Here is a 20,813-nt window from a genome sequence, read left to right as displayed (position 1 = left end):
GTCTCGTCTATGGCTGGCAACGACCTCCCACTCTCCACGCTGACCTGGCTCGGCGGCGACCGCACGCTCGCCCGCCGAGTGGGCCGACCCGTGCGCAACTTTCTCCGCGTCGAAGCGGCCGGCGGCATCCTGCTGCTGATCGCGACGTTGGTCGCGATCGTCTGGGCGAACTCGCCGTGGAGCGAGTCGTACCACACCATCCTCGAGACGCACATCAGCTTCCAGGTCGGCGATCTCCTCGAGCTCGACGAGTCGATCCTCGACTGGGTCAACGACGCGTTGATGGCGATCTTCTTCTTCGTGGTGGGCCTCGAGATCAAACGCGAACTCGTCACCGGCGAACTCCGTGACCCACGAGCGGCGGCGCTCCCGGCAATTGCTGCGGTGGGTGGCATGGCCGTGCCCGCGCTCATCTATCTCCTCATCAATGCGGGCGGCGACGGCGCCCAGGGCTGGGGCATTCCCATGGCCACCGACATCGCCTTTGCCGTCGGCGTCGTGTCGCTGCTCGGCGATCGCGTACCGAGCGCCATGAAGGTGTTCCTTCTCACCCTGGCGATCGTCGACGACATCGGCGCGATCGCGGTGATCGCGTTCTTCTACACCGATGACTTCTCTTCGATCTGGTTCCTGCTCGCCATCGCCGGAATCCTCGTCGTGGTGGCCATGCGCATCGTGAAGATCTGGTGGATCCCGGCCTACGTGGTTGCGGGTACCTTCATCTGGCTGGCCGTGTTCGAGTCCGGCATCCACGCCACGATCGCCGGCGTGATCCTCGGACTCATCACCCCCGCCGTGCCGCTGAAATCGTCCATCGAGGACGGAGCCGACGAGTTGGTGCGCCAAGTCGCAGCCGGCACCGCCTCGGCACCGGTGGTGCGGCGGGTCAACTTCGAACTCAAGGAGCAGGTCTCCGTGGCCTCCCGGCTCGATGATGTCCTGCACCCCTTCTCGAGCTACATCATCATCCCGGTCTTCGCCCTGGCCAATGCCGGCGTGATGCTCTCGACCGACACGCTCTCCGGGGCGGTGACGTCGCCGGTCACCCTCGGCATCGTCATCGGCCTCGTGTTCGGCAAGCTGATCGGCATCTCGTTCTTCACCTGGGTCGCCATCAGGAGCGGTCTCGCGTCGCTCCCGAGGGGCGCCTCGTGGGTCGACGTGATCGGCCTGGCCGCGATGGCCGGTATCGGGTTCACGGTGTCGCTGTTCGTCACCGGTTTGGCGTTCGACGAGCCGCTGTTGGCGGACGAGGCACGCATCGGCATCCTGGCGGCCTCGGCCATCGCGGCGGTGTTCGGCGCAGCCATTCTCTCTCGCTCGAAGGTGGTCCCCGAGGTCGAGATGGACGAGCTGGTCCCGACCCCCTCATGACGGTTTTCGTTCAACTGCGGCCAGTATGGGTCGACAGCTTCAGTTGACAGCCCTCCAAAGAACAGGTTTGGTTCCCCTCCGTGGCCAATGCTCTCGTCATCGTCGAATCCCCGGCGAAAGCCAAGAAGATCGCCGAGTACCTCGGCGACGGCTACACCGTTGAGTCGTCGATCGGGCACGTCCGCGACCTTCCGCGCAACGCGGCCGACGTGCCCAAGGCCTTCAAGGGCGAGAAGTGGGCGCGCACCGGCATCGACGTGGACAACGGCTTCAAGCCGCTCTACGTCGAGAACGCCGACAAGAAGGAGCACATCCGGCTGCTGAAGTCGTTGCTCGAGGACGCCGACGAGCTCTATCTCGCAACGGATGAGGATCGCGAGGGCGAGGCGATCGCCTGGCACCTGATCGAGGTGCTCAATCCGCAGGTGCCGGTCAAGCGCATGGTGTTCCACGAGATCACCGAGAAGGCCATCCAGTCCGCCATCGACTCCCCCCGTGAACTCGACCGCAAGATGGTCGACGCCCAGGAAGCCCGCCGCATCCTCGACCGCCTCTATGGCTACGAGGTCTCGCCGGTGCTGTGGAAGAAGATCATGCCGCAGCTGTCGGCAGGCCGAGTCCAGAGCGTCGGCACCCGTCTGGTGGTCGAGCGCGAGCGTGAACGCATGGCGTTCGTGTCGGCCGGCTACTGGGACGTCAAGGGACAGTTCGCCGCGGTTGAGGCTGACACCGGGAACGGTTCGCGTTCCTCCGAGTTCTCGGCCGCGCTCGTCCAGATCGACGGTGTCCGCCTCGCCAGCGGCCGTGACTTCGGCGACGACGGACGGCTCTCGCGCGACGACGTGGTCGTGCTCGACGAGGCCGGCGCCACCGAACTGGTCGGCGATCTCGACGGGGTGCCCTACGAAGTGCGGTCCCGCGAGTCGAAGCCCTACCGGCGCCGTCCGGCTGCCCCGTTCATCACCTCGACGTTCCAGCAGGAGGCGGGCAACAAGCTCGGCCTGTCGTCGGCGATGGCGATGCGCGCGGCCCAGGGGCTCTACGAAAAGGGCTACATCACCTACATGCGAACCGACAGCACCACGCTGTCCGACACCGCATTGCAAGCCGCCCGCACGATGATCACCGAGCGTTACGGCAAGGAGTTCCTGCCCGACGGGCCCCGCCTCTACACGAAGAAGTCGAAGAACGCCCAGGAGGCCCACGAGGCCATCCGGCCGGCGGGCGACGCGTTCCGGCTGCCCGACGACGTGGCCAACGAGGTGCCCGTCTCCGAAGCGCGGGTCTACGAACTCATCTGGAAGCGCACCGTCGCCTCACAGATGACCGACTGCACGGGCGAGACCGTGCAGCTCCGACTGGGCGCCACGAGCGCTCGCGGCAAGGACGTCGAGTTCAGCGCCAGCGGCACCGTCATCACGCACCGAGGCTTTCGCGAGGTCTACGAAGAAACCGCTGCGGCGCCGGCCCGGGACAGCGCGGAAGAGGAGTCCGCCGACGAACGCCGCCTGCCGCCGCTCGACAAGGGCGACGCGGCCCGCGCCGCCGGTCCGCTCGAGTTCGAGGGTCACGAGACCCAGCCACCGTCCCGCTTCACCGAGGCATCGCTCGTGAAGCGGCTCGAGGAGCTCGGCGTGGGTCGTCCGTCGACCTACGCGTCGATCATCGAGACCATTCAGAACCGCGGCTACGTGTGGAAGAAGGGTTCGGCCCTCGTGCCGTCGTTCACCGCGTTCTCGGTGGTCAACGTGATGGAGGGCCATTTCCCCAACCTCGTCGACTACGCGTTCACCGCCAAGATGGAGGACGACCTCGACAAGATCGCCAGCGGCACCGAGTTCACCGAGCCGTGGCTCACCCGCTTCTACTTCGGAGAGGGCGGCGAGGACGGCGAGCCCGGACTCAAGGAGAAGGTGTCGAACCGTCTGCCCGACATCGACGCTCGCCTGGTCAACACCATCCCGTTGGGGATGACCGACGACGGTCAACCCGTGGTGGCGCGTGTCGGCAAGTTCGGGCCCTACGTGCAGAAGGGCGACAGCGAGAACAAGGACGAGAACGACACCGCTTCGATTCCCGACGACATCCCGCCCGACGAGCTCACCCTCGACAAGGCGATGGAGTACCTGTCGCAGCCCAAGGAGGGTCGCGTTCTCGGCCAGGACCCCGAGACGGGCATGGACATCTACGCCAAGGCCGGACGATTCGGGCCCTACGTGCAGGTGGGCAACTTCGAGGACTTCGACGGCACCGACGAGAAGCCGAAGACGGCATCGCTCTTCCAGACGATGACCCTCGAGGGGGTCACCTACGAGGACGCACTGAAGCTCCTGTCCCTGCCCCGCACGGTGGGCGCCGACCCCGCCGACGGCGAGGTCATCACCGTGCAGAACGGCCGCTACGGCCCCTATCTCAAGAAGGGGAAGGACAGCCGCAGCCTCCAGACCGAGGAGCAGATGCTCACGATCACGCTCGAGGAATGCCTGAAGATCCTGGCCGAGCCGAAGCGCGGGCGGGGGCAGACGGCGAAGCCGCCGTTGCGCGAAATGGGACCCGACCCCGAGTCGGGCAACGAGATGGTCGTCAAGGACGGACGCTTCGGCCCCTACGTCACCGATGGTGAGTACAACGCGTCGTTGCGCAAGGGCGACACGGTCGAGGAGCTGACGGTGGATCGTGCCGCCGAGCTGTTGGCCGACCGTCGGGCCAAGGGTCCGGCCAAGAAGGCCAAGAAGAAGTCGGCGAGGAAGAGCACCAAGAAGAAGGCTGCGAAGAAGAAGTCGGCCAAGAAGAAGGCCACGAAGAAGAAGTCGGCCGAATAAGCCATCGCATTGGCGGGGTTGGTTCCGCCTAGGGTGATCCTGGTGGGGAACCGGCCGTCGAACAGCGCGTCCCGTATGGACCAGGCGATGTCGCAGACGCGACCGAGTGGGCGCATCGAGTCATGGTTCGGCTCGCAGCAATTCTTTCGTCTCTGGATCGCTCAGGTCATCTCCGCGACAGGTGACTGGCTCGGCCTGATCGCCACGATCTCGCTGGCCAGCCGCTTGAGCGAGGGCACGGAGGGCACCGCCATCGCGCTGGTGTTGGCCACCCGTATCGCACCGGGGTTCTTCCTCGCCACCGCGGCGGGCGTGATCGTCGATCGGTTCAACCGCAAACGCCTGCTGCTCGTGTGCGACATCGGTCGGGCGCTGGTGCTCTTCACCCTGCCGTTCGTCGACTCACTGCTCGGGCTGGTCATCGCGTCGTTCCTCCTCGAGCTGTTCACGATGTTGTGGTCGCCGGCGAAGGAGGCGATCGTCCCGAACCTCGTGCCGAACGAGAAGCTCACCACCGCCAATTCGCTCAACGTCGCGGCCGCTTACGGCATGTTCCCGGTGGCCGCCGGTCTCGCCGCACTACTCGCCAAGGCGGCCGACTCGCTCGCCGACGAGGGCTGGGTCGACACCTGGCGGCTCAACGAGGAAGGCCTGGCGTTCTACGTCGACGGCATCTCGTTCCTGATCACCGCGCTCATCATCTGGCGCATCTCGTTTCCCGTGCGTTCCCGAGCAGAACGCAGCGGTCGCGAAAATGGCAGCTTCGATCTCGGCGGCGCCTGGCGCGAGCTGCGCGAGGGCTGGCGGTTCATCGCCGTGAACCCGATCGTGAGGGCGGTGAACGTGGGCCTCGGCGTGGGGGTGATCGGCGGCGGCATGCTCGTCCCGCTCGGTGCGCTCTACGTCGACGAGCTGATCGTGGGCAACGACGCCGACTTCAACCTCGTGCTGTTCGCGCTCGGCCTCGGCATGGCGCTGGGCGTCATCACCGCGTCACTGCTGCAGAACCGCATCAACCGCGCCGCCGTTTTCCCGGCGGTCCTCGTGCTGGCCGGCGGCGCATTGCTGGTGGCGTCCTCGTCGCCCTATCTCTCGGTCGTCGTGCCGGTCATCGGCGTCGTCGGCTTCGCGGCCGGCCCGATCTACGTGCTCGGCTTCACCCTGCTGCACGAGAACGTCGACGACGAGCTCCGGGGCCGCATCTTCTCGGCCCTGCTGGTGCTGGTGCGTTTCAGCATGCTCCTGTCGTTGGCGGTGGCGCCCCTCGTCTCCGAGGGCCTCGACACCCTGTCCAACCGTTGGTGGGACGGCGACATCCACATCTTCGGTCTCACCGTCCTGGCCCCGGGCGTGCGGCTCACCCTCTGGTTGTCGTCGCTGACGATCATCGGTGCGGGGCTTCTCGCGTCGTGGAGCCTTCGAGCCGGCAGCGGTGCCTACCTCGCGCCGGAGCCCGCCGATCCGGTCGACGCGCCGCCATTGGTCGAGGATCGCTCGTGAGCGGACGGCTCATCGTCTTCGAGGGCGCCGATGCATCGGGGAAGTCCACCCAGGCCCGCCGGCTCGGACAGCGGCTCGACGTCGAGGTCACCTTCCAGCACGGTGCGACCGATGTGGGCGCGGCGATCCGGACCGTCGTTCTCGATCCGACCAACGACCATCTCGACGACCGGGCCGAGGCGCTGCTGATCATCGCCGACAAGGCCCAGCACGTCGCCGAGATCGTCGGTCCGGCGCTGGCTGCCGGTCGCACCATCATCTCCGACCGGTTCACCGCGTCGGCGCTCGCCTATCAGGGCTACGGCCGCGGCCTCGACCTCGACTTCCTGCGGACGGCGATGGAGTTCGCCACCCACGGCACCGAGCCCGATGTCACGGTGCTGCTCGATGTCGAACTCGACGTCGCCCGCGCCCGGCTCGGCGACCGTATGGACCGCATCGAGGGCGCCGGCGCGGCGTTCCATCAGCGGGTGCGCAACGGCTATCTGGAGATGGCGGCCGCCGACCCGGACCGGTGGCTCGTGGTCGACGCCGATGGCACCGTCGAGGAGGTCGAGGCCCGGGTCGACGACGCGTTCGACGGCTGGTTGGCTCGATCGACATGAGCGACCAGATCACCACCGATCCCTGGGCCACCGTCGTCGGCCAGCCCGACGCGGTCCGACGACTGGCGGCGGCCGCCGCGTCGCCGGTCCATGCGTATCTGTTCGTCGGCCCGACGGGTGCCGGGAAGCGTCAGGCGGCAGGGGTTTTCGGCGGCGAGGTGCTCGCCGCGGCCGATCCGGCGGGCGCCGAGCGCCATCGCCGTCTGGCCGCCGGTCTGATCCACCCCGACATCGTCGTCTTCGCACCCAGCGGCAACGCGCTGCGGATCGGGTCGTCGACCGACCCCGGGGAGATCCCCGCGATCATCAAGGAAGCGAGCCGTTCGCCCACCGAAGGCACCCGAAAGATCGTCGTGGTCGAACAGTTCCAGACGGCCGAGGCGGTCGCGTCGTCGGCGTTGCTCAAGCTGGTGGAGGAGCCGCCGGCGAGCACGATCTTCGTGCTGCTGGGCACCGACGTACCACCACATCAGATCACCATCGAGTCGCGGTGTACCCGGGTCGACTTCGCCGCGCTGTCGGTCGAGGCCATCGCGGATGCCCTGGTGGTCGAGGGTCTGGCCGACCCCGAACGGGCCCGGGTGGTGGCCGCGGCGGCCAACGGCGATCTCGGCCGCGCCCGGGTGCTGGTGCTCGACGAACGACTCGCGGCACGCCGCGACGCCTGGTGGTCCGTGCCCGACCGCCTCGACGGCACCGGCGCGGCGGCCGGCGCCCTGGTGGAAGAGCTGCGGATGATGATCGACGATGCCGCGACGGCCCGGGTCGCCCGCCACGACGAGGAGCTCGCCGCGCTCGATGCGCGCGAGGAGCAGCTCGGCACCCGGGGGTCGGGTCGTCGCGAGATGGAGACGCGCCACCGGCGCGAGCTCCGCCAGTACCGCACCGACGAGCTCCGGTTCGGACTGGCCACACTGGCCCGCCGCTACCACGAGGCGATCGCCGCCGGCGACCCCCGCCAGGGCCCGCTCGATGCCGTCGATCGCATCCGCCACACCGCCGAGTCGCTCATCCGCAACCCCAACGAAGCGCTGCTACTGCAGGCCTTGTTCGTCCGCCTCGCGCCCCTCGGCTGACGACGCCGCGCCCCGAGTTCCGAGGAGGATCGGCGAGGCGGTTTTGGTACCTTCTGTGTCCTGCCCGAGTAGCTCAGTTGGTAGAGCAACGCTCTCGTAAAGCGTAGGTCACGAGTTCAACTCTCGTCTCGGGCTCCACTCGCTCCCTCGGGAGCATTGAGGAGGCCCCCGTGGCTGATCCAGCCACCTTCGCAGACGACGCGATGGACTTGATGCCGTCGCTGTACGGCGCGGCCCTGCGCATGACCCGCAACCCGGCCGATGCCGAGGACCTCGTGCAGGAGACCTATCTCAAGGCCTATCGCGCCTACGAGCGTTTCGAGGCGGGCACCAACCTCAAGGCGTGGATGTACCGCATCCTCACCAACACCTACATCAACGCCTACCGCAAGAAGCAACGTCGTCCCGACGAGCAGGACCTGGGCGAGGTCGAGGACCTCTACCTGTACCGCCGCATCGGTGGACTCGAAGGCGCCGCGCTCGGACGCAGCGCGGAGGACGAGCTGATGGATCTCTTCGGCGAAGCCGAGGTGAAGGACGCGGTCGAGGACCTCCCCGAGCACTATCGGATGCCGATCCTGCTCGCCGATGTCGAAGGCTTCGCCTACAAGGAGATCGCCGAGATCCTCGATGTCCCGATCGGCACGGTGATGAGTCGTCTGCATCGTGGAAGAAAGCAGCTCCAGAAGCGGTTGTACGAATTCGCCGCACAGCGAAGGTTGCTCCCGGATGATCCGGAGCCCGCCGCCGTCGGTGCCGAGTCGAGCGACGAGAACTGATCATGGCAAACACTCCAGAGCCCGATCCGTGTGCGGGGGACCCCGACTGCCAGCAGGCGTTGGCCGAGCTCTACACGTATCTCGACGGCGAGTTGACTGTGCATCGTCGCACCATCATCCGCACGCATCTCGATCGCTGTCCGCCCTGCGGTGATCGCTACGTTTTCGAGACCGAGCTACGCCAGGTCATCTCGATGCGCTGTCAGGAAAGGGTGCCCGATGCGCTGCGTCTCCGTATCGCCGAGGCCATCCGCAACGAGATGGGTCGCTGACCCGACTTTTTCTCGCTCGAGGGGAACTCTTCGGCGGCTCGTGACGTTGTCGACGGTATGCGAGTTCAAGCCGAGCGCTTCACCAGTATCGAACGGAATCTCCCCCTCGCCGACGGTGGCCGAGTGTGCGACGAAGCGGGTTGCACGACCCAGCTCAGCGTCTACAACGAGCAGGAGTTCTGCGCGTTGCACGCGGTCATGGTCGTACCCCGCATGCGAGGGAAGATCCTCGACGACTGAGCCCGCCCGAGACCGGGTGACAGCGAGCTGAAATCTGTTGTTCATGTGGCGGCGATACGCCCGCCACGTTGAGCCGTCACGGTGGGCCCATGGAACTCACCGGTGTGCTCGAGAATGACCGGATCGGTCGGCGCTACTGGAGTGTTCGCCGAGCGACGGCGCCGCTTCATCGAGGCTGGCTCAACGTCGACCGACAGGGTCTCGCCAACGTGCCGACCCACGGTGGCGTGATCTTCGCCGCCAACCATCTGTCCTTCATCGACTCGGTGCTGCTCATGTACTCGTGCCGCCGTCAGGTGACCTTCCTCGGCAAGGCCGAGTACCTGACGATGCCGGCCACCCGGCGACTCTTCCCGGCCGCGGGGATGATCCCCGTCGATCGTTCCGGCAAGAGCGTGGGTCGCAGCCTTGGACTCGCGATCGACCGTCTGAAGGCCGGTGAGATCGTCGGGATCTTCCCCGAGGGCACACGCTCCCGCGACGGCCTGCTGCACGAGGGCCACGTCGGCGTTGCCCACTTGGCGCTGAAGAGCGGCGCGCCGATCGTTCCCGTCGGCATCATCGGCTCGGACGCGGCGATGCCGGCCGACTCGCTGCTGCCACGGCGCTCGCCGATCACGGTCCGCTTCGGCGCTCCGATCGATCTCGGTCGTTGGACCGGCTGCCGCCCCACCGGCGCGGTGAAGCGCGAGATCACCGACGAGGTGATGGACACGATCGCGGTTCTCACCGGCCAGCCCCGCGAGCGCGACGCCGCGGCGAATCCCCCCACGCCGGTGTTCGCCGCCTAGGGCACCCGGCCCGGGCGCTCAGATCTCCGACCCATCGGGCCGGTAGGTGTGCCACACCCCTTCGGGGTCGCGCCATACGGCGAACCCTTTCTGTTTGTGGCGGTTGTGGCGCCCGCAGAGCGGGCCGCCGTTGTGTGGATGGGTCTCGCCACCGTCGGCGTGGTCGATCGAGTGGTCGATCTCACACCCTGAGGTTGGCACCCCACAGCCCGGCCAGGTGCAGTGGGCGTCGGACAGCCGCGCGGCGAGGCGAGCCCCGCCGGTGAAACGCCGGGCCCGGCCGAGATCGATGACGACACCGGACGCGTCGACCACGACCCGGCGCAGCTTGTCGACGAACACCGACGTGAACGCTTCGGTCGGATCGAGCGCGACACCGTCGAGCGTGCGACACACCGAGGAGGTCGGATCCAACGGCTGGGCGCCCTCGCCGCTGAACCGGCGGGTGAGTTCGGTGATGGTGTCGGCGTCCCACACGATGTTGTGCACGATCTCGGGACAGCCGGAATCGGGGCTGGCGGCCGCATCCTGGAAGACCTGCCAGACGGCATCGGCCCGGCGCTGGGCCTCGGTGCGGGGCAGATCGGCGGCCGTGGTCGCGTCGCCGAGTTCGGCGCGGGCCTTCTCCCAGTCGGCGAGGCGCTCGGCCGAGAGGTAGTGCTCGAGGATCTCCGACATCTGGGCGCCCTGCATCGCGCCGCAGCCGCCGCCCCATTGCCACCCCAGGTCGACCGGATCCTGCACGAGACGGAGGTCGCGGTTGTCGTGGTTGCGTGAGTTCGCAGGCTCGGCCCCGTCCTCGTCGGCGAGTCGCTCCCACGTGCGGACTTCCGTCTCGAAGTCCCGGTACGACAAGCGAGCCGCAATTCGCAGGAACCAGCCCTGGGCGGCCTCCATGTGGTCGCGCACCCGGGGATTGGCCCACACCCGCCCGAGCAGGTCGAACTGGTCGACACCCAGCACGCCTCGCTCGAGGGCATCGCGCACGTCGGGCAGCCCCTTGCACATGCGCGCGCCGCGCTCTCTGGCAGCTGCCGCGGCCGGCGACAGCCGGGCGCAATGGCGAGTCATCACCTTGGCCGAGGCGTGGGCGTCCCCCGCGTAGACGCCCGACGCATCGAGCTCGGCCTGCACCTGCAGCTGCACGGCCCGAAGACGACGACCGCACGACTCGAGCGAACGAATCAAACGAGCCGCCTCACGGGCCGATCCGAGCGAGACCGGTTCCCGCAGCATGGCGTCGAGCGCGTCGTGGAGTGCCGCCTCCATGCTCTCGGGCTCCTCGGATAGATCGAACATATGTTCGTAGTATGCGGAGGGGGTGTGACACCCCGCCGCCCGCGAACCGACCCGGCTGCGGACACCGGTGCCGGACGTTCTACACTCGGGGTCATGACTGCTGTTGTGTGGCACTTCTGGATCGCGGTTCCGCTCGCGGCGAGCGCGCTGCTCGTCGCCATCATGCTCATCGCCGGCTATGTGGGCACGGTCAGCCGCGCCCGCTACCCGCGGGACTGAGGCGGATCCTTTGGCGGCCGACCCCGTCGACTGGGAGATCGCGCGCAAGGTCGCGCGTCGTGTCGCGGGCAAGGAGCCGTTCACCGGTGCTCAGCACCGCGACGGCCTCGAAGAGGACTTCGACCGCTACACGGCGATGGCCGAGGACCTGGTCGCAGCCGAGACCGGCCTGCGCTCGCTGAGCGGCAACGCTCGCGGTCGTGTCACCGATCGCAATGGTTGGATCGACGCCAACCTCAACTCGTTCGCCCGGCTGCTGCGTCCGATCACCACGAAGCTCGGCGAGAAGATGGACGAGGGGGCCGGCCCGAACCTGGGTGGCAAGGTCGCCGGTGCCGAGCTCGGGATGATGCTCGGCTGGATGTCCACCCGCGTGCTCGGTCAGTACGACCTGCTCGTGATCGAGGACGAGAACCCCGACGAGCAGGACATCGTCTACTACGTCGCCCCCAATGTGCTGGCCCTCGAACGCCGCTACGCGTTCCCCAAGCAGGAGTTCCGGCTCTGGTTGGCCCTGCACGAGGTGACCCACCGGGCGCAGTTCACCGGCGTGCCCTGGATGCGTGAGCACTTCCTGGGTCTGGTCAACTCCACGATGGAGTCGGTCGACCCCGATCCGCAGCGCTTCGTGGCCGCCGTGCAGCGCCTCATGGAGGCCCGCAAGCGGGGCGAGGACCCCATGGACCAGGGCGGCATGATGGCGCTCTTCGCGTCCGAGGATCAGCTCTCGGTGATCAACGAGGTCGCCGGTCTCATGAGCCTGCTCGAAGGTCACGGCGACGTCACGATGGACCGCGCCGGCAAGGGACTGGTGCCCTCACAGGAACGCTTCGCCCGGGTGCTGCGCCAACGCCGCCAGAACTCGAGTGGTTTCACCCGGGTGTTCCAGCGCCTGGCCGGACTCGAAGCGAAGCTCAAGCAGTATGCCGAGGGTGAGCACTTCATCTCGGTCGTCGAGGACCACGGCGGTGCGGCCCTGCTCGACCGGGCGTGGGCCGAGCCGGCCAACGTGCCGTCGATCGACGAGATCCGCGAGCCCACCCTGTGGATCGCTCGCGTGGGCGCCGACGCCGCAGCCTGAACGTGGGCGCGGTCGAGATGCTCGACCGGTGTTCGTTTCCCGCGAGTGACGCGCCGCTGCCGATGGCCGTGAGCGGGGGAGCCGACAGCGTCGCGATGGCGTTGTTGGCCCGCAAGGCCGGCCGCGACATCGTGGTGTGGCACGTCCACCACGGCCTTCGCGCCGCGGCCGACGACGACGCCGAGTTCGTGCGGGCGTTCGCCGACGGGCTCGACGCGACGTTCCAGCTCCGGCGCGTCGACTTGGCGCCGGGCGGCGATCTCGAGGCGCGGGCCCGGGCCGCCCGCTACGACGCACTGCCGGCCGATGTGTGTGTCGGTCACACGGCCGACGACCGGGCCGAGACGGTGCTGCTCAACCTGTTCCGGGGCGCGGGCCTGGCCGGCGTCGCGGCGCGCATGGCCCGTGTGGCCCGGCCGATCATCCGGCTGCGTCGTCACGAGACCGTCGCGGTGTGTGCCGCTGCCGGGATCGAAGCGCGTGACGACGAGATGAACCACGACCCGGCCTATCGGCGCGTGGGAGTGCGCGACCGGTTGCTGCCGGCGATCGAGGCGGAGTTCGGACGCGACCCGGTGCCGTTGCTCAACCGCCACGCCGACCTGGTGGCCGACGCGCTGGTCGTGATCGAGCGCGATGCCGCCGCCCTCGACGCGACCGATGCGGCAGCGGTGAGCGATGCCCCCCGCTCGGTGGCGGGCGAGGCGCTGCGATCCTGGATGGCCCGCGAGCTCGGATCGGCCGACGGGATCGATCGGGCCGCCATCGACCGGGTCCTCCTGGTCGCCGACGGCACCCACATCGCGGCCGAGCTGCCGGGCGGCCACCGTGTCGCCCGCACCGCAGGGGTGTTGCGCATCGAGCGAGCCACGTGACGCACGACGTGGCCGGCGTGCTCGACGCCGTCGCCCGGTTCGCTGCGGGCCACGGCGTGCGGGCCGAGGCACCGGTGGTCATGTCGCACTCGTCGAACATCGTCGTGCACCTCGCGCCGGCGCCGGTGGTGGCTCGGATCGCCAATGTCACCGCCGCCGGCCGAGATCGGCCCGACCGCTCGTTGGCCCGGGAACTGGCCCTCACCGCCCACCTCGCGTCGCTCCACATTCCGACCACGGCGCCGTCGGCCGAGCTCCCGCCCGGTCCCCACGAGATCGGGGGCCGATGGGTCAGCTTCATCGAGCACGTGTCGCTCGCCCCGGTCGTCGACGACGACGCAGCGCGAGCCGGCGACGCGCTCGCCGACGTGATCGAGGCCATGGCGACGTTCCAGGATCCCGACGGACTCTTCGATCGTTCGCTGGCCGACGAGGCCGACGTGGTGCTCGCTCGCCTCGAGGGCCGTATCGATGAGGGCGACCGACAACTGCTGCTCGAATGGCGAGACGAGGCGTTCCTCCCTGCTGCGGAGGACGCCCAGCCCGTGCATGCGGATCCGCATCGCAGGAACATCGGGCGCCGTGCCGATGGCGAGCTCGTGTGGTTCGACTTCGACGATGCGGTGTGCGACTCGAGGCTCGTCGACGTGGCGACCCTGTTCCGCTCGTGGCCTGCCGCGGGAATGGTCGCCGGCGAACGGCTCGGCATCGATGTCGACGGTGCAGCGGTGGCCGAGCATGTCGAGCAACGCGAGGCCTGGGGCGGTATCTGGGGACAGATGTTCGTGCTCGAGTTGGGCGATGAACATGCGGCCTACGCGGCAGCCGCACTCGCTCGACGACGCAGGTAGGGTCGGCGCCGATGAGCATTCCGAAGGGCACGCTGGGCAAGACGGTGATCGGCGCCGACGCACTCGCCACGCGGGTGCGAGATCTCGGCACCGAGATCACCCACGACTACGCCGACCGTCAGCCGCTGTTGGTCGGCGTGTTGAAGGGCGCGTTCATCTTCATGAGCGATCTGGGGCGGGCGATCAACCTGCCGGTCGAGTTCGACTTCATGGCGGTGTCGTCGTACGGCGATTCGACCACCACCAGCGGCATCGTCCGCATCGTCAAGGACCTCGAGACCGACATCCGCGGTCGCGACGTCATCCTGGTCGAGGACATCGTCGACTCCGGCCTCACGCTGCGCTATCTGCGCCAGCTGCTGCAGGACCGCAAGCCGGCCAGCCTCGAGGTGTGCGCGTTGCTCGTGCGAGAGGGCGCCCGTTCCGACGACGTGCGTTACGTGGGGTTCCCCATCCCTCCGGACTTCGTGGTCGGTTACGGCCTCGACGTGGCCCAGCACTATCGCGAGCTCGACTCGATCCGGGTGTTCGAACCCGCAGAGTGATTCCCAGTCGCTAGCTTGCGATGCGTGAGCCACACACACGATGACGATTTCGACGCCACCCGCCCGCTGATCCCGGGCGTGCACGCCGCCGAAGTCGACCAACCCCGGATCGCCGCCGCCGTGCGCGAGATCCTCGAAGCGATCGGCGAGGACCCGTCCCGGGATGGCCTGCACGACACCCCCGCTCGCGTCGCTCGCATGTACGCCGAGGTGTGCGCGGGGCTCCACCAGGAGCCGGCCGAGCATCTCAGCACCACCTTCGAAGCGGGTCACGACGAGATGGTGATGGTCCGTGACATTCCGCTCTACTCGCTGTGCGAGCACCACCTCATCCCGTTCCTGGGCAAGGCCCACGTCGCCTACATCCCCAACAGCAACGGTCGCGTCACCGGTCTGTCGAAGCTGGCTCGCCTCGTCGACGGCTACGCCAAGCGTCCGCAGGTGCAGGAACGACTCACCCGCCAGATCGCCGACGCGATCGAGATCAGCCTGGAGCCCCAGGGCGTGCTCGTGGTGATCGAGGCCGAGCACCTGTGCATGTCCATGCGGGGCGTGCGCAAGCCGGGGTCGAGCACCGTCACCTCGAGCGTCACCGGCATCTTCCGCGAGAGCGCCGCCACGCGGGCCGAGGCCATGCGCTTCCTCGAGCGGCGCTGAGGGTTCCGCCATGACCCGCGTGATGGGCATCGTCAATGTCACGCCCGATTCGTTCTCCGACGGGGGTCGATGGCTCGATCCCGACCAGGCGGTCCGTCACGCCCGCACGCTGATCGACGAGGGAGCCGACCTCATCGACATCGGTGGCCAGAGCACCCGGCCCGGTTCGTCGCCCGTCGACGAGTCGACCGAACTGGCCCGCACGATCCCGGTCATCGAGGCGCTGGCCGGCACGATCGGCGCGGTCGAGATCTCGATCGACACCACCAAGCCCGGCGTCGCTGTCGCCGCGGTCGCCGCCGGGGCCACGATCATCAACGACGTGAGCGCCCGCCTCGAGGGCATCGCGGCCGAGACGGGCGCCGGTTGGGTGGCCGTGCATTCGCCAGGGCCGAGCGCGACGATGCAGGACGACCCGCACTACGACGATGTTGTCGAGGACATCCATGCCCATCTCGCCGACGCGGCGGCCCGGGGTCGAGCCGCCGGCGTGAACCGGATCTGGGTCGATCCGGGCATCGGCTTCGGGAAAACGACGGATCACAACCTCGAATTGGTCGGGAATCTCGATCGTTTTTCGGAGATTGCGCCGGTGCTGGTGGGCGTGAGCCGCAAGCGGTTCATCGGTGAGATCCATGCCCGGAGCGACGGAATAGCGCCGGAAACGCCGGTGACGCCACCCGACGATCGACTGGCCGGATCGGTCGCGTTGGCCGCGTGGAGCACACACTTGGGTGCCGACATCGTCCGAGTGCACGATGTGCGGGCTACGGTCCACGCCGTGCGAGTTGTGCAGTCATGAGGGGCAAATGGGCCCAAGGCATCCAGCCCCGACACTTTCGGTGGGTGATCAAGGATCGCATCGCCGTTTGTGAACGGCCCGGTGGTTACGGCGACAGTCATCGCAAGGTGCGCCGCCAGGAAGAGATCATCTGGCTGCGGCAACACGAGTTCGATTTCGTCGTCTCACTGATCGGTTCCACCCACAATCTCCACAACTACGAAGAGCTCGGCCTTCCGTTCCATCACGTCCCGTTCTCCGGGCCGGGCGACGGTCCGTTGGGCCTCACGCGGGCGATGGCCTCGATTCGTGACCATGTCGATCGCGGCCACAGGATCGTCGTGCACCGTGAGGAACTCGGCGAGCGTGTGTCGGGCCTGATGGCCGCCTACCTGCTCTGGATGGGTCTCGTGCCCGACGGCCCCCGGGCGGTCAACGTCACCGAGCGGCTGTTCGAGCGCGAACTGGGTCCGGTGGCTCGCGAACTCGTGGCCATGGTGGCCAAGTGCGCACCGTCGGCCGAGGTCGAAGTCGACGCGTTCACCGTGGAAGCCGGGCCGCTCGACGACGAGGCTGCCGACGCCGGCTCGCCCGATTCCGCCGACGGCGAGAGCGACTGAGCGCAGGGCCGTGGCCTCGCACGATGCCGTCATCCAGCTCCGCGGCATCCGCGCCCTCTGCATCTGCGGCGCGCTGCCCGAGGAGCAGGATCGTCGCCAGCCCTATGAGTTCGACATCGACATCGTGGCCGACCTCCCGGCCACCGACACCGACGTGCTCGACGACACCATCGACTACGGCGCAGTACTCGACCGCATCCAGGCGGTCACCCGCGACGAATCGTTCCAGTTGTTCGAACGCATGGCGCAGCGGGTCGCGGACGCCGTGCTCACCGACCCACGGATCGAAGAGGTCACGGTCGAGGTGCGCAAGCTCCGTCCGCCGGTGCCGCAGGACGTCGCGTCGAGCGGAATGCGCCTGACCCGTCGGCGATGACCGAGTCGCATCGGGCCTTTCTCGCGCTGGGCTCCAACATCGGCGACCGGGTGGCGCACCTGCGCACGGCGGTCGAGGCGTTGCCCGATCTCGACGCGGTGTCGTCCGTGTACGAGACCCCGCCGGTGAGCGAGGTCGAGCAGGATCGGTTCCTGAACATGGTGGTCCGGCTCCGCACGACGCTCGATGCCCGGGAGCTGCTCGAGGTGTGTCGCGAGCGCGAGGCCGCGGCCAACCGCGTGCGGGTCGTCCACTGGGGGCCCCGAACGCTCGATGTCGACGTGCTGTGGGTCGACGGCGAGACCGTCGACGACCCGCCGGACCTGCTGGTGCCGCATCCCCGCATGTTCGAGCGGTCGTTCGTGCTCGTGCCCCTCGCCGACGTGGGCGCCGACTTGCTCCCCGAGGGATACGACGTCGCCGCGGTGGCGGCCGCCGACGAGATCGCCAACGTGGGCGAGCTCGCCGAGCTCTGATGCGGGCCGGGCGTCAGATGCGCTCGGGCAGCACGGTAGGGCCGTGGGGCGACGTCATCAGATCGCCGGCCGAACCCCGGGGCCGACCGCGGCCCGCGAGCTCGTTGGCCATCTCGGGGTCGCCCATGACCCAACAGTTGCGCCCCTGATCCTTGGCGGCCAGCAGGCCGGCGTCGGCGACCCGCAGCGCCGCATCGAAACCGGGCGCCATCAGTGTGTCGCTCACGCCGAAGCTCGACGTGAAGCTCGGACCGTCGCTGACCCCGAGACGGGCGGCCAGCGAGAGCTGGATCCGTTCGATCGTGGCCACTGCGTCGACGGCGGTCATCCGTGGCTGGAGCAGGACGAATTCCTCACCGCCGAGGCGGGCAGCGACATCGCCCTCCCGCACACTCGACCGCAGGACCTGACCGAAGAGCCGCAGAGCCCGGTCCCCCATTTCGTGGCCATAGTGGTCGTTGAGGTTCTTGAAGTGGTCGAGGTCGCACATGATGACGGCGTAGTCCATGTCGGCGGCGGCGAAGGCGCGAGCCTCGTTCTCCAGCGTCCGCCGATTCACTAGCCCGGTCAACCCGTCGATCGATGCCTGTTCTCGAGCACCCTGGAATGCATGGATGGTGCCCAGCCGCGCCCCGGTCTGGCTGGCCAGCGCCGCGAGACGGTCGACGGTGAGTGCGTCGGGCTTCTCGCCGTCCGGACCGGTCGCGTGGATCACTCCCATCGCCTGTCCGTTGAACGTCACGGGCACGCAGACCGCCGAACACGGTTCCCCGCGCCGCTTGAGGTGAGGGCACGCATCGATTGCGTTGCTGGATTCGAACACGAGGCGGTGCCCGCGGCGGACGGCGACGCACTGTCCCGTGGAACCGACGGGGCAGTCGGGTGCACCGGCTTCGGGATGAGTGACGGCCTGTGTCACGTGGTGTTTGCTCGAGTCCGAGAGGAGCATCTCGCTCGGGTGCTCGCCGATGAGCACCATGGCCTCCTCGACGATGTGCTGGACGTCGCTGTCATCGGCGGCCATGTCGAAGGCGTCGAACAGTTGGCGACGGAACGCATCCTGCGATGCCTCGCGCTCGAGCTTCCCGACGAGGTCTTCGAAACTGTCGGCCATCGCGTCGAAGCTCCGGGCCAGTCCGCCGAGCTCGTCCGCGCTGCGGATCTCGTTGCGCACGTGGAGCTCGCCGGCGGCCATGGCACGAGCGATCTTGGAGAGCTGTCGGAGCTGCTTGGCGATCGAGTAGGCCACCAGTGCCGTGATGGCGATGATCATCGCCGTGCCGAAGGCCGACGTGACGAGGATGCCGTCCGTCGCCGACTGCTCGGCGTTCTCGGCCGTGATCGCGGCACGCTCGGCCGCGCCTGAAGTGATCGAGGTGATCTCGGCCATGTCGGCGAAGAGGGGCTCGGCCGTCGTGAGGAAGGCGTCGAGCCGGGTGACGGCAGTGGCCTGATCGTCGGCCGCGAGCGCACTGAGACGAGCGGCGTCCTCCACGTAGCGCGCCGTGGCGAGCTCCACATCGGGAAGCGCGAGCCCCGGCGAGACCGCCGGATCGAGGGCCGAGATCGCCTCCTCGTTCCGGGTGAGCGCATCGGCCGCATCGTCGAGGTCGGCCCGGACCTCGGCGGGGGTGCGAGCCGTCACTCCCTGGGCGGCGAGCACCGATTCGAGTACGGCGCTCTGCATGATCGAGAGCTGGATCACCGAGTCCTGGTGGAAGGTCTGGAGGCTGGCGAGCGCAGCGGCGTCCTCGGTGGCCGCACCGGAGGTCTGCAGGGCCTGGATCGAACTCCACGACGCCCAACCGGCGAAGGCGATCGCGGTCACGCCGAACGCGAGAAGACGACGTCGAATCGTGAATGCGTCGCGAAACCGGTCGCGGGGCCGTCGTGCTGTCCCCATGTAGTTCCATCGGCGGCGCCCGAGCCGGGCCTGATGATTCGAACGGACCATCCGTCGATGACCACCGGTTACCGTGAATGGGTGCAGATCCACATCGTCGGACCGGGGCGGGCCGGTCGTTCGCTCGGTATCGCGCTGCAGGACGCGGGCTGGCCCGAACCGAGGTATTTCGGCCGTGGCGAGGACCTCGGTCCGGCCGGGCGCGACGCGGACATGGTCGTGATCGCCACGCCTGATGACGTGATCGCCGAGGTCGCGTCGGCGCTGCCCCACACCGACGCGCTGGTCGTGCACCTCGCCGGATCACGCGGACTCGGCGAGCTCGGCGACCGCCGGCGGGTGGGTGCGCTGCACCCGCTCGTGGCGCTTCCCGACCCGCAGACCGGGGCGGCCCGGCTCGTCGGGGCCTGGTTCGCCACGGCGGGCGACGAGGCCGTCCAGCAGATCGTCGACGCGCTCGCGGGGCGGTCGTTCACCGTCGCCGACGCCGACCGGGCGCGCTATCACGCAGCCGCAGTGGTGGCCTCCAATCATCTCGTGGCCCTGCTCGGGCAGGTCGAAGTGATCGCCGCCGGTATCGGTGTGCCCTTCGACGCGCTGCTTGATCTGGCCGACGGGTCACTCGCCAACGTGCGAGCCCTCGGCCCGGCCGCCGCGCTCACGGGACCGGCCGCCCGGGGTGACGAGGCCACCATCCGGCGACACCTCGCCGCGTTGGGCGATGACGAGCGCACCGGCTATGAAGCACTGGCCGCGGCTGCCCGTCGGCTGGCCGGACGTCCGCAACCACTCGAGGGATAGCAATGCAGGTCCTCCGCACGATCGCCGAACTTCGCATGGTGCTCGATGGTGATCGCGCCGCGGGCGGTGCCGTCGGGTTCGTCCCCACGATGGGCTACCTGCACGACGGTCACGAGTCACTCATCGAGGCATCGGTCGCCGCCAACGACCGCACCGTGGTGTCGATCTTCGTGAACCCGCTCCAGTTCGCCGAGGGCGAGGACCTGGCCGACTATCCACGCGACTTCGACGCCGATCGGCGCCGATGCGAGGGGGCGGGGGTCGACTATGTGTTCGCGCCAGCGGTCGACGAGATGTATCCCCGACCGATCGACACCGTGGTCACGGTCCCCGGCGTCGCCGCGCCCCTCGAAGGGGAGCATCGGCCGACCCACTTCGCGGGCGTCGCCACGGTCGTCGCGAAGCTCTTCGCGATCGTCGGTCCGTGCCGGGCCTACTTCGGGGCGAAGGATTGGCAGCAGGTGGCCGTGGTGACCCGGATGGTCGACGACCTGAGCATGCCCGTCGAGGTCGTGCCGTGTCCGATCGTGCGGGAGCCCGACGGTCTCGCGATGTCGAGCCGCAACGTCTACCTCTCCGCCGAGGAGCGGGCCCAGGCGCCCACGCTGCGACGAGCGCTCGGCGCGGGCTTCGACGCGATCGACGCGGGGGAGCGCGACCCGGCCGCCGTCGAGGCGGTGATGCGCGGCGTGCTCGCCGAGGCGTCCCTCGGAGCGCCGGACTATGTCGCCGCGGTGCCGGCCGACTCGCTCGTGGCCGCCGGCCCCTTGACCGGCGAGGTCCGACTGCTGGTGGCGGTGAGGTTCAGCAAGGCCCGGCTGATCGACAATCTGGGCGCCACCGTCGGGAACTGATCGCTCCCGCCTGCGT

Annotated in this window: 23 protein-coding genes and 1 tRNA gene; 22 read left to right on the top strand and 2 right to left on the bottom strand. The window is 68.5% G+C overall.

Features of this window, described 5'->3' with window-relative positions; translation table 11 throughout:
• The first annotated feature begins 9 nt into the window (after positions 1 to 9).
• From nhaA to RIB98_18745, 10 genes are all read left to right on the top strand, one after another.
• A complete protein-coding gene (gene nhaA, locus RIB98_18790) occupies positions 10 to 1,374 on the top strand; it encodes a Na+/H+ antiporter NhaA (protein MEQ8843029.1) in 1,365 nt (454 codons plus the stop codon).
• Between the two features lie 80 nt (positions 1,375 to 1,454).
• Positions 1,455 to 4,196: a type I DNA topoisomerase gene (gene topA / locus RIB98_18785; GenBank protein ID MEQ8843028.1), complete on the top strand. Its 2,742-nt coding sequence runs from the start codon at positions 1,455 to 1,457 to the stop codon at positions 4,194 to 4,196.
• A 42-nt stretch (positions 4,197 to 4,238) separates the two neighbouring features.
• On the top strand, positions 4,239 to 5,696 hold the full coding sequence (locus tag RIB98_18780; protein ID MEQ8843027.1) for an MFS transporter: 1,458 nt from the start codon (positions 4,239 to 4,241) through the stop codon (positions 5,694 to 5,696).
• Positions 5,693 to 6,301, top strand: coding sequence for a dTMP kinase (gene tmk, locus RIB98_18775; protein ID MEQ8843026.1), 609 nt, complete (start codon positions 5,693 to 5,695; stop codon positions 6,299 to 6,301). The genes RIB98_18780 and tmk overlap by 4 nt, the downstream gene beginning before the upstream one ends.
• Positions 6,298 to 7,377, top strand: coding sequence for a hypothetical protein (locus RIB98_18770; protein MEQ8843025.1), 1,080 nt, complete (start codon positions 6,298 to 6,300; stop codon positions 7,375 to 7,377). The genes tmk and RIB98_18770 overlap by 4 nt, the downstream gene beginning before the upstream one ends.
• A gap of 62 nt (positions 7,378 to 7,439) precedes the next feature.
• Positions 7,440 to 7,515 (top strand) — tRNA-Thr (locus RIB98_18765).
• Between the two features lie 32 nt (positions 7,516 to 7,547).
• The gene (locus RIB98_18760; protein MEQ8843024.1) at positions 7,548 to 8,156 is read left to right on the top strand and encodes a sigma-70 family RNA polymerase sigma factor; all 609 of its coding nucleotides are present in this window, start codon (positions 7,548 to 7,550) and stop codon (positions 8,154 to 8,156) included.
• Between the two features lie 2 nt (positions 8,157 to 8,158).
• On the top strand, positions 8,159 to 8,428 hold the full coding sequence (gene rsrA / locus RIB98_18755) for a mycothiol system anti-sigma-R factor (GenBank protein ID MEQ8843023.1): 270 nt from the start codon (positions 8,159 to 8,161) through the stop codon (positions 8,426 to 8,428).
• 57 nt (positions 8,429 to 8,485) lie between these two features.
• On the top strand, positions 8,486 to 8,668 hold the full coding sequence (locus RIB98_18750) for a hypothetical protein (GenBank protein MEQ8843022.1): 183 nt from the start codon (positions 8,486 to 8,488) through the stop codon (positions 8,666 to 8,668).
• 89 nt (positions 8,669 to 8,757) lie between these two features.
• Positions 8,758 to 9,459 (top strand): lysophospholipid acyltransferase family protein, encoded by a 702-nt coding sequence (locus RIB98_18745; GenBank protein ID MEQ8843021.1) that lies wholly within the window; start codon positions 8,758 to 8,760, stop codon positions 9,457 to 9,459.
• 18 nt (positions 9,460 to 9,477) lie between these two features.
• On the opposite strand, the gene RIB98_18740 is transcribed toward RIB98_18745, so the two are convergent.
• The gene (locus RIB98_18740) at positions 9,478 to 10,758 is read right to left on the bottom strand and encodes an HNH endonuclease signature motif containing protein (GenBank protein MEQ8843020.1); all 1,281 of its coding nucleotides are present in this window, start codon (positions 10,756 to 10,758) and stop codon (positions 9,478 to 9,480) included.
• Between the two features lie 93 nt (positions 10,759 to 10,851).
• On the opposite strand from RIB98_18740, the gene RIB98_18735 reads away from it, so the two are divergent.
• From RIB98_18735 to folK, 10 genes are read left to right on the top strand one after another with little or no spacing between them, the layout of a single operon-like run.
• On the top strand, positions 10,852 to 10,977 hold the full coding sequence (locus RIB98_18735; GenBank protein ID MEQ8843019.1) for a hypothetical protein: 126 nt from the start codon (positions 10,852 to 10,854) through the stop codon (positions 10,975 to 10,977).
• A gap of 10 nt (positions 10,978 to 10,987) precedes the next feature.
• Positions 10,988 to 12,058 carry a zinc-dependent metalloprotease gene (locus RIB98_18730; protein ID MEQ8843018.1) on the top strand — a complete coding sequence of 357 codons (1,071 nt, stop codon included), beginning with the start codon at positions 10,988 to 10,990 and terminating at the stop codon, positions 12,056 to 12,058.
• Positions 12,022 to 12,933, top strand: a complete 912-nt coding sequence (gene tilS, locus RIB98_18725) for a tRNA lysidine(34) synthetase TilS (GenBank protein ID MEQ8843017.1) — start codon at positions 12,022 to 12,024, stop codon at positions 12,931 to 12,933. Before RIB98_18730 ends, tilS begins: the two co-directional genes overlap by 37 nt.
• Positions 12,930 to 13,784, top strand: coding sequence for a phosphotransferase (locus tag RIB98_18720; GenBank protein ID MEQ8843016.1), 855 nt, complete (start codon positions 12,930 to 12,932; stop codon positions 13,782 to 13,784). The genes tilS and RIB98_18720 overlap by 4 nt, the downstream gene beginning before the upstream one ends.
• An 11-nt stretch (positions 13,785 to 13,795) precedes the next feature.
• The gene (gene hpt / locus RIB98_18715) at positions 13,796 to 14,329 is read left to right on the top strand and encodes a hypoxanthine phosphoribosyltransferase (GenBank protein MEQ8843015.1); all 534 of its coding nucleotides are present in this window, start codon (positions 13,796 to 13,798) and stop codon (positions 14,327 to 14,329) included.
• Between the two features lie 24 nt (positions 14,330 to 14,353).
• Positions 14,354 to 14,986, top strand: coding sequence for a GTP cyclohydrolase I FolE (folE, locus tag RIB98_18710; GenBank protein MEQ8843014.1), 633 nt, complete (start codon positions 14,354 to 14,356; stop codon positions 14,984 to 14,986).
• A 10-nt stretch (positions 14,987 to 14,996) separates the two neighbouring features.
• Complete coding sequence (gene folP, locus RIB98_18705; GenBank protein MEQ8843013.1) at positions 14,997 to 15,788, top strand: dihydropteroate synthase; 792 nt, start codon at positions 14,997 to 14,999, stop codon at positions 15,786 to 15,788.
• A 44-nt stretch (positions 15,789 to 15,832) separates the two neighbouring features.
• Positions 15,833 to 16,387, top strand: a complete 555-nt coding sequence (locus RIB98_18700; GenBank protein ID MEQ8843012.1) for a hypothetical protein — start codon at positions 15,833 to 15,835, stop codon at positions 16,385 to 16,387.
• Positions 16,388 to 16,397: 10 nt separating this feature from the next.
• Positions 16,398 to 16,763 (top strand): dihydroneopterin aldolase, encoded by a 366-nt coding sequence (gene folB / locus RIB98_18695; GenBank protein MEQ8843011.1) that lies wholly within the window; start codon positions 16,398 to 16,400, stop codon positions 16,761 to 16,763.
• Complete coding sequence (gene folK / locus RIB98_18690) at positions 16,760 to 17,239, top strand: 2-amino-4-hydroxy-6-hydroxymethyldihydropteridine diphosphokinase (GenBank protein ID MEQ8843010.1); 480 nt, start codon at positions 16,760 to 16,762, stop codon at positions 17,237 to 17,239. The genes folB and folK overlap by 4 nt, the downstream gene beginning before the upstream one ends.
• A 13-nt stretch (positions 17,240 to 17,252) precedes the next feature.
• Here the strand turns inward: folK and RIB98_18685 are convergent, their stop codons facing one another.
• Positions 17,253 to 19,067 carry a diguanylate cyclase gene (locus RIB98_18685; protein MEQ8843009.1) on the bottom strand — a complete coding sequence of 605 codons (1,815 nt, stop codon included), beginning with the start codon at positions 19,065 to 19,067 and terminating at the stop codon, positions 17,253 to 17,255.
• A 132-nt stretch (positions 19,068 to 19,199) separates the two neighbouring features.
• Between RIB98_18685 and RIB98_18680 the strand changes: the two genes are divergently transcribed.
• Both RIB98_18680 and panC read left to right on the top strand, forming a co-directional pair.
• On the top strand, positions 19,200 to 19,943 hold the full coding sequence (locus RIB98_18680) for a DUF2520 domain-containing protein (GenBank protein MEQ8843008.1): 744 nt from the start codon (positions 19,200 to 19,202) through the stop codon (positions 19,941 to 19,943).
• Positions 19,944 to 19,945: 2 nt separating this feature from the next.
• Positions 19,946 to 20,797 (top strand): pantoate--beta-alanine ligase, encoded by an 852-nt coding sequence (gene panC / locus RIB98_18675; GenBank protein ID MEQ8843007.1) that lies wholly within the window; start codon positions 19,946 to 19,948, stop codon positions 20,795 to 20,797.
• Positions 20,798 to 20,813 lie beyond the last annotated feature (16 nt).

Source organism: Acidimicrobiales bacterium, assembly GCA_040219515.1.
Taxonomy (GTDB): Bacteria; Actinomycetota; Acidimicrobiia; order Acidimicrobiales; family Aldehydirespiratoraceae; genus JAJRXC01.
This window is presented reverse-complemented; position numbering and strand designations above follow the sequence as displayed.

Excerpts from the sequence above, each read along its gene's own strand:
- panC (MEQ8843007.1), top strand. The coding sequence starts at position 19,946 with ATGCAGGTCCTCCGCACGATCGCCGAACTTCGCATGGTGCTCGATGGT.
- RIB98_18680 (MEQ8843008.1), top strand. The coding sequence starts at position 19,200 with ATGACCACCGGTTACCGTGAATGGGTGCAGATCCACATCGTCGGACCG.
- RIB98_18745 (MEQ8843021.1), top strand. The coding sequence starts at position 8,758 with ATGGAACTCACCGGTGTGCTCGAGAATGACCGGATCGGTCGGCGCTAC.
- RIB98_18770 (MEQ8843025.1), top strand. The coding sequence starts at position 6,298 with ATGAGCGACCAGATCACCACCGATCCCTGGGCCACCGTCGTCGGCCAG.
- RIB98_18735 (MEQ8843019.1), top strand. The coding sequence starts at position 10,852 with ATGACTGCTGTTGTGTGGCACTTCTGGATCGCGGTTCCGCTCGCGGCG.
- RIB98_18750 (MEQ8843022.1), top strand. The coding sequence starts at position 8,486 with ATGCGAGTTCAAGCCGAGCGCTTCACCAGTATCGAACGGAATCTCCCC.
- folP (MEQ8843013.1), top strand. The coding sequence starts at position 14,997 with ATGACCCGCGTGATGGGCATCGTCAATGTCACGCCCGATTCGTTCTCC.
- RIB98_18740 (MEQ8843020.1), bottom strand. The coding sequence starts at position 10,758 with ATGTTCGATCTATCCGAGGAGCCCGAGAGCATGGAGGCGGCACTCCAC.
- folK (MEQ8843010.1), top strand. The coding sequence starts at position 16,760 with ATGACCGAGTCGCATCGGGCCTTTCTCGCGCTGGGCTCCAACATCGGC.
- rsrA (MEQ8843023.1), top strand. The coding sequence starts at position 8,159 with ATGGCAAACACTCCAGAGCCCGATCCGTGTGCGGGGGACCCCGACTGC.
- nhaA (MEQ8843029.1), top strand. The coding sequence starts at position 10 with ATGGCTGGCAACGACCTCCCACTCTCCACGCTGACCTGGCTCGGCGGC.
- hpt (MEQ8843015.1), top strand. The coding sequence starts at position 13,796 with ATGAGCATTCCGAAGGGCACGCTGGGCAAGACGGTGATCGGCGCCGAC.